Here is a 6,935-nt window from a genome sequence, read left to right as displayed (position 1 = left end):
GCCCTCTCCCCCACCCGACCTCCCAATCAGGGTATTCTATGGGAGGYCGGGTGGGGGAGWGGGCCGGCACCGATTCAGCAAAGCTGAAAAAGACTCTAATCTGCACAGTGGATCCCGGCACAAGGCCGGGATGACGGATTAAGAAGCCCGTCCTGTGTCCCGCTCAGCTTTCGCTGTCTTCCGCTGATTTCGCGTTGAGCTGGATGTAATTCTCCAGCCCCATCCGCTCGATCATGTCGAACTGGCGCTCGAGCGTGTCGACATGTTCTTCCTCGCTGTCGAGGATGCGACGGAACAGGTCGCGGCTGACATAGTCGCGGACTTTCTCGCAATGTTCGATCGCGTCGCGCAGCAGCGGCAGCGCTTCCATCTCGAGCTCGAGGTCCGACTTCAACACCTCTTCGACCGTCTCGCCGATGCGTAGCCGCCCGAGCAATTGAAAGTTGGGCAGGCCGTCGAGGAACAGGATGCGCTCCGACAGCCAGTCGGCATGCTTCATCTCGTCGATCGATTCGTGGCGCTCGAACTCGGCGAGCTTCTGCACGCCCCAATGGTCGAGCAGGCGATAATGCAGCCAATATTGGTTGATCGCGGTCAGTTCGTTCTTGAGCGCGGTGTTGAGGAAGTCGATGACCTGCGGATCGCCCTTCATGGTGATGCCCTTCGTTGCTTTTCAGCCGGCATCATAGCCCCGGAAGGTCGGGCAAAACAGTCCAAAAAATGGCGGATTTCTGCGGTTTTCCTCTGTTGCGAACGCTACGCAGCAGCGCGCTCGTCATCGATAATGGATCGCGCGAACGGCACGCACTGGCCGCATTTGGGCTGGCGGCCGAGCGAGCGATAGGCTTGGCACGCGGTCATCGATCCGTTGCGCGCGGCCTCGCGCACTTCGCGTTCGCGGATCGCATTGCACACGCACACCATCATGAAACCGATTATCCCTCGCGCTCGTTGCCATCGAGTTAGCGATAGTGAGATCGATTCGCAATACTATTGCGACACGTTTGCAACTTGCCTCGTGCGCCGGAACGGTTGCCATTGCCCACGCGCGGCACTGCGCCACAGCCATTCGAACGGACCATAAGCGAATCGGTCGAGCCATGGCTTCGACCAGGCGAGCATCAGCAGCCACATCCCGGCGACGACGATCAGGCACTGCCAGCGCTGCAGATAGCCGTACCAGCCCAGGCCATAGCCGTTGAAGATCAACGTGCAGACGATCGAGGTGCCGAGATAATTGGAAAACGCCATCCTTCCCGTGGCGGCGAAGCGATCCGCCAGCCAGGGCAGGCGTCCCGATTGCACGAACAGGATGACTAAGGCGGCGTAGCCCAGGCTGAGCCAGGGCCGCAGCAAGCTCAGCTGGATCGCCTCGGTCGCGATCATCGTCAGTGGCGCCCAATGCGTCGCATCGAGCCAGCCGATGAGAGGGATATAGGCCGCCCAGGCGAGCGGCACGGCGGCGGCCGTCAGCCAATAAGCGCGCCGCGACCAGGCACCGGAAAAGAATCCCCAGCGGAACAGCGCCATGCCGATCAGCATCAGCGCGAGCGTATCGATGAAGGCGATGCGGTTGACGATCGTCTGGAAGAAGATCGCGGTTCGCGCGCGCACCTTGAACGCGTCGCCATAGGATCCGCGATAGCCCGCCAGTTCGCGCGCAATCGCGTCGCGCTGCGGATCGGATTGCTGTCGGAATGCGCGCCAGTCGGCGGCCAGGGCCGGATCGGGAGTCGGCTGGATCGACGCCACGCGCGCGCTTTCCAGGTGCTGATAAGCGACCAATCCGTCCGCCAGCTTGAACGCCAGCAGCAGCATGCCGATCGTCACCAGCATCCGCGGCCGCACGCGCCAGCCGACGAACGCGATCATCCCCGTCAGCGCGTAGAGCACCAGGATGTCGCCCGCCCAGATCAGATACGCGTGGACCATGCCGAACACGAACAAGGTCGCCATCCGCGCATAATGCACCACCGCGGGCCGCTGGCCGCTCAGCAGCGCGCGGTCGGCGATCAGCATGGTCGAGGCGCCGAACATCATCGTGAACAGGCCGCGGAACTTGCCGTCGCCGATCGCGTAAGCGATCGCCCATTCCCACCAATTGGCGCCGGTCGATCCCCCATAGAAGCTGGGGTCGATCGCGGCGTAACCGGGCATCGCGAAGTCGATGATGTTGAGCAGCAGAATGCCCATCACCGCCACTCCGCGCACCGCGTCGAGCGTGCGCAGCCGTTGCGGCACGGCCGCGCCGTCGCTCGCCGGTGGGTGGATCACCGTCGCGCGAACCAGGCGATCGGGATGCCCACCAGAACGATATGGCTGAAGAACTGCTCGGCCAGGCCCAGCGCCGTGAACGGATGCGCGCCAAAGCGCAGCGGCAACACGATCAGGTTCATCACCGCCCACAACCCGACGCCATAGGCGATGCCCGCGAGCAGCCAGCGAGCCTTGAGCAATGGCAGGCGGCTTGCCGCGATGACGAAGAACGCCGCCATCACCGCCATGATCGCGAAGTGCAGCAGCAGCCCGACCAGCGCCACGCCGATCCCGCCTTTGACCGCATCATTGCCCAGGATGGCGCTGGCCAGCCCCTTGAGCATGTTGATCGGCGCACGCCCGGCGATCAGCGTGTAGACGCACGCCGACAGGATATCGAGCGTGCCCGCGACCAACGTCGCCAACAGGATCTTGCGACCGGTTCCTTCCATCGTTCCTCTCCCCGCTTCACCGCAATTCGCGGCGTATCACCAATTTGAGCCCCGACCAGATTGCGTCGACCGCGCAGACCTTCACATCGACCAGCCCGATCGGCAACGCGACGGCGCGGATAACGTCCTCGGTGACGTCGGTCGGGACCTTGGATGCCTTTTTCGGCCACGACACCCAGATCTGCCCGGCTGGGGCGATCGTGGCGCGCAGCTGGACAATCAGCCGTTCCAGCTCGGCGCGGTCGGTGACGAACAGATGCGCGGCGTCGAGGCCCGGAACCGGAGCATCGACCTCGACGACGCCGATCGCCGCGGGATCGATCTCCGCGTGGACGCTGTCGGGCATGGCATGGAACCAGGCACGCATGCCTGGCGCGAGCGACAGCTTCTTCGCCAGCGGGGTTCCCGAATAGCCCGCTGGGGCCGCCTTGGGGCGCGAAGACGGTGCGTCGAGCGATGCCATGACGCCGACGCTATCACCAACCTGCCGTACTACAACAGCCCGACGCGGCCGGCGCGGATTGGGCGCCCGATCAGGCGCCCTATCAAACGATGGTGTCGCCCATCAGCGCAGGGAAAAAGCCTTCATGCGCGGCGCGCAGGTCGGCGATGCTGACGCACCAATCGCCTTCGTCGAGTTCGAAGATCAGCCGGTCCTTGATCGTCCTTCCGATCGGATCGGCGGGAACGTCGCCTGCTGCGGCATCGGCCAGGAATTCGGCCAGCGCTTCGTCGGGCACGGTGACCAGATAGAGACCCTGATCCTCGCCGAAGAACGATCCCGCCACGCCGAACGGCTGCGCCTCGTTGATCATCGCGCCGATGCCGCTCGCCAGCGCCATTTCGGCCAGCGCGACCGCCATGCCGCCGTCGGAGACGTCATGGCACGCGCTGATCAGCCCGCGTTCGATCGCCGAACGGATGAAATCGCCGGTGCGGCGCTCGGCCTTGAGGTCGACCGGGGGCGGGGGGCCATCCTCGCGACCATGGACCTCGCGCAGCCAGATCGACTGGCCGAGATGACCGCCGCGCTCGCCGACCGCCAGGATCGCGTCGCCGGTGTGCTTGAACGCGATCGTCGCGCTCTTGGTGTAATCCTGCAGCAGGCCGACGCCGCCGATCGCCGGCGTGGGCAGGATCGCCGACCCGCTGCCATCGTCATTCTTGGTCTCGTTGTAGAGCGACACGTTGCCGCTCACGATCGGGAAGTCGAGCGCGGTGCAGGCTTCCGCCATGCCCTCGATCGCGCCGACGAACTGCCCCATGATCTCGGGCCGCTGCGGATTGCCGAAATTCATGCAATCGGTGGTTGCCAGCGGCTTCGCACCGACTGCGCAGATATTACGATAAGCCTCGGCAATCGCCTGCTTTCCGCCCTCGAACGGATCGGCCAGGCAGTAGCGCGGGGTGCAGTCGGTGGTGATCGCCAGGCCCTTGGACGTGCCATGGACGCGGACAACCGCGGCGTCGCCGCCGGGGCGCTGGACGGTGTCGGCGCCGACCATGTGGTCATATTGCTCCCAGATCCAGCGGCGGCTGGCGATGTCGGGCGACGCCATCAGTTTGAGCAGATCGCCGGTCAGGTCGCCGCATTCGGGCTCATCGGTCAGATCCGCCGGGGGCGTGGTGCGCACGAATGGCCGATCATAGGCCGGTGCGTCGTCGGCGAGCGGCCCGAGCGGGATATCGCACACCGTTTCGCCGTTGAATGTCAACACCATGCGGCCGGTATCTGTCACCGTTCCGATGATCGCGAAATCGAGCTGCCACTTGCGGAAAATCGCCTCCGCCTCAGGCTCGCGGCCGGGCTTGAGCACCATGAGCATCCGCTCCTGGCTCTCCGACAGCATCATCTCATAGGGCGTCATGCCGGTCTCGCGGCACGGCACCGCGTTCATGTCGAGTTCGATCCCGACGCCGCCCTTCGATGCCATCTCGACCGACGACGAGGTCAGGCCGGCCGCGCCCATATCCTGAATCGCGACGATCGCGTCGGACGCCATCAATTCCAGGCACGCTTCGATCAGCAATTTTTCGGTGAACGGGTCGCCGACCTGTACCGTCGGGCGCTTCTCCTCCGAATCCTCGGAGAAATCGGCCGACGCCATGGTGGCGCCGTGGATGCCGTCGCGCCCGGTCTTCGACCCGACATAGACGATCGAATTGCCGATGCCCGAGGCTGCCGAATAGAAGATCTTGGCGGTCTCGGCGACGCCGACGGTCATCGCGTTGACCAGGATATTGCCGTCATAGGCGGCGTGGAAATTGACCTCGCCACCCACGGTCGGCACGCCGACGCAATTGCCGTAACCGCCGATGCCGTGGACCACGCCGGCGATCAGGTGGCGCATCTTGGGATGATCGGGACGCCCGAAGCGCAACGCGTTGAGGTTGGCGACCGGGCGCGCGCCCATCGTGAACACGTCGCGCAGGATGCCGCCGACTCCGGTCGCCGCGCCCTGATAGGGCTCGATGTAAGACGGATGGTTGTGGCTCTCCATCTTGAAGATCGCGGCCTGGCCGTCGCCGATGTCGATCACGCCGGCGTTCTCACCCGGTCCGCAGATCACCCACGGCGCCGTGGTCGGCAGCTTTTTCAAATGGATACGCGACGATTTGTACGAACAATGTTCGGACCACATGACCGAAAAGATGCCCAGTTCGGTCAGGTTTGGTTCGCGTCCCATGGCGTGGAGGACGCGCTCATATTCCTCGGGCGACAGGCCGTGTTCGGCGACGATTTCGGGCGTGATTCCGGTCATGCCGCACGCCCTTAGCGGGCCCGATCGCATCCGTCACCCGTTGAGACCGTTACGGAACATCCCCTGCGTAACGATCGTTGTGCGGCAGTTCCATGAACAGGAGAGTGACATGCGTTTCCCAACCATATTCGCGTGCGTATCGGGGGCCGCACTCATTGCCGCGTCGCCCGCATTGGCGCAGGGCAAGAAGGACCGCGCGCAAGAGGCGGTCGCCGCCGCCCAGGCCAAGGTCGATGCCGCCAGCAAGGTCGGCGCCGCAGGTGAAGTGCCGCGGCTGCTCGCCGAGGCGCAAGGAGCATTGCGTACCGCGCAGGAGGATCTGGCGCGCGACAAGAAGACCGACGCGATCGCCGACGCCAATCGCGCGTCGACGCTTGCCGACCAGGCACTTGGCGAGGCGCAGCGCGCCAAGCTCAACCGCGCCCGCGACGACAAGCAGGCAGCCGACGCAGCGGCAGCCGACGCCGCGCGATCGGCCTCGGACGCCAATGCTCGCGCCGCCGCGGCGGAGGCCGCAGCCGCTGCAGCGCGCAACGCGCCGCCACCAGCCCCGGTAATCATCGCCGCGCCGCCGCCGCCGCCCACGCCGACCAGCACGACGGTTACGACCGAGACGGTCTCTCCGGCTCCCAAGGTCGTCACCAGGGCGGCCACGCGCAAACGTGTGGTGACGAGGCGCCACGTCGTGCGCAAGGCGGCGCCGGCGACGGTCAAGACCAAGACGACCGTTACGACTCGCTCGAACTGATGATCGCGGGCGCGCGTGGCCAACCGGCCGCACGCGCCCGGCGTCAGCCTTTTACCCAGCCCACCTTCGGGTCGTCGAAATCGACTGTCTCGCCGAGTTCGTAGACGGCGCGATATCCGTAAGCGGCGAGGTTGATATAGGTCTGGATGTTGAGCGACACCGCCGCCGACTTGAGCATCACGGGTGGCCGGTCGTTCGAGAAATTGTTGTTGCAGTAGATCAGCACTGGCCGATCGCGGTCGGGCAGGACCGCGGCCAGCGCCGGCGCGGTGAAATCGGTCAGCGGCAGGTTGATCGCCCCGGCGATATGCCCCTGCGCGAACGCATCGGCCGATCGCGCGTCGAGAATGATCGCTTCCCCCGTCGCGGCCATTTGCCTGAAGCGCGCCAGCGTGACGCGGCGTTTTGCGCGTTCCGGCGCGACGCGCGCGGCAAGCCGCTGGAATCCCGGATAGTCGATCTGCCGATTGACCGGCGGCGGACCGTCGGCAGCGAACAGGAATGCGGCGAGCAACAGCGGCGTCATGGCTTCCCTCCCTGACTATATGTCCGAAACGTGCGCGCGATCGCCTATATAGAGCCTGAACGCCTAGGTTGGGGAGCTCATATTCCTGGCGTCATCCCCGCGGAATCCTCTCGTCACCCCAGCGAAAGAACATCGGGTTGAGCATGCCCCGCATGCTCAAGGATCGTCCGGGGGACGATCCGACCCGATGT

General features: G+C 65.1%; 8 protein-coding genes. 1 reads left to right on the top strand and 7 read right to left on the bottom strand.

Going from position 1 to position 6,935, the window contains the following annotated elements; translation table 11 throughout:
- Positions 1-163 precede the first annotated feature (163 nt).
- The 6 genes from bfr to purL all read right to left on the bottom strand — a co-directional run bounded on the left by bfr (position 164) and on the right by purL (position 5,470).
- A complete protein-coding gene (bfr, locus tag AC1DQQ_RS22290) occupies positions 164-652 on the bottom strand; it encodes a bacterioferritin (protein WP_478028843.1) in 489 nt (162 codons plus the stop codon).
- Between the two features lie 104 nt (positions 653-756).
- Positions 757-927, bottom strand: a complete 171-nt coding sequence (locus AC1DQQ_RS22285; protein WP_066812205.1) for a (2Fe-2S)-binding protein — start codon at positions 925-927, stop codon at positions 757-759.
- Positions 928-990: 63 nt separating this feature from the next.
- Entirely contained in the window at positions 991-2,274 is a 1,284-nt protein-coding gene (locus tag AC1DQQ_RS22280; RefSeq protein ID WP_478046823.1) for a DUF418 domain-containing protein, read from the bottom strand.
- On the bottom strand, positions 2,271-2,708 hold the full coding sequence (locus tag AC1DQQ_RS22275) for a hypothetical protein (RefSeq protein ID WP_478046822.1): 438 nt from the start codon (positions 2,706-2,708) through the stop codon (positions 2,271-2,273). Before AC1DQQ_RS22275 ends, AC1DQQ_RS22280 begins: the two co-directional genes overlap by 4 nt.
- Before the next feature lie 16 nt (positions 2,709-2,724).
- Complete coding sequence (locus AC1DQQ_RS22270) at positions 2,725-3,171, bottom strand: hypothetical protein (protein WP_478046821.1); 447 nt, start codon at positions 3,169-3,171, stop codon at positions 2,725-2,727.
- Between the two features lie 82 nt (positions 3,172-3,253).
- The gene (purL, locus tag AC1DQQ_RS22265) at positions 3,254-5,470 is read right to left on the bottom strand and encodes a phosphoribosylformylglycinamidine synthase subunit PurL (protein WP_478046820.1); all 2,217 of its coding nucleotides are present in this window, start codon (positions 5,468-5,470) and stop codon (positions 3,254-3,256) included.
- 109 nt (positions 5,471-5,579) lie between these two features.
- Between purL and AC1DQQ_RS22260 the strand changes: the two genes are divergently transcribed.
- Positions 5,580-6,218: a hypothetical protein gene (locus AC1DQQ_RS22260; protein ID WP_478046819.1), complete on the top strand. Its 639-nt coding sequence runs from the start codon at positions 5,580-5,582 to the stop codon at positions 6,216-6,218.
- A gap of 43 nt (positions 6,219-6,261) precedes the next feature.
- Here AC1DQQ_RS22260 and AC1DQQ_RS22255 read toward each other — a convergent pair whose 3' ends face one another.
- Positions 6,262-6,744, bottom strand: coding sequence for a rhodanese-like domain-containing protein (locus AC1DQQ_RS22255; RefSeq protein WP_478046818.1), 483 nt, complete (start codon positions 6,742-6,744; stop codon positions 6,262-6,264).
- Positions 6,745-6,935: the final 191 nt, after the last annotated feature.

This window comes from Sphingomonas sp. P4_G3, assembly GCF_056401105.1.
This window is presented reverse-complemented; position numbering and strand designations above follow the sequence as displayed.